This is a genomic window from Bifidobacterium sp. UMB1197, from assembly GCF_030217745.1.
Classification (GTDB): Bacteria; Actinomycetota; Actinomycetes; order Actinomycetales; family Bifidobacteriaceae; genus Bifidobacterium; species Bifidobacterium vaginale_B.
This window is the reverse complement of the sequence record NZ_JASOOL010000068.1, coordinates 1-260: the sequence shown is the minus strand read 5'-3', so window position 1 is coordinate 260 and position 260 is coordinate 1. Positions and strand designations below refer to the sequence as shown.

Below are 260 nucleotides of genomic sequence, written 5' to 3'. Positions count from 1 at the left end.
CAACTTTTTTGGTGGATCCTCAAGGCAATATTCAATTCTATGAGATGACAGCAGATGGAATCGGCAGAAACGCCGACGAGATGCTTCGCAAAGTTAAAGCTGCTCAATTTATTGCAGCCCATCCAGGAGAAGTATGCCCAGCAAAGTGGGAGCAGGGAGAAGAAACACTTGCTCCATCTATTGACTTAGTTGGGAAAATCTGATTTTAACAGTTGATTTTATTTGCTTATTTTAACTGCTGATTTTATCGACTGATTTTA

At 40.0% G+C, this 260-nt stretch carries 1 pseudogene; it reads left to right on the top strand.

Annotation, left to right across the window (positions count from 1 at the left end):
• Positions 1-203, top strand: a pseudogene (locus tag QP420_RS06640) (peroxiredoxin); the annotation flags it as partial.
• Between the last annotated feature and the right edge of the window lie 57 nt (positions 204-260).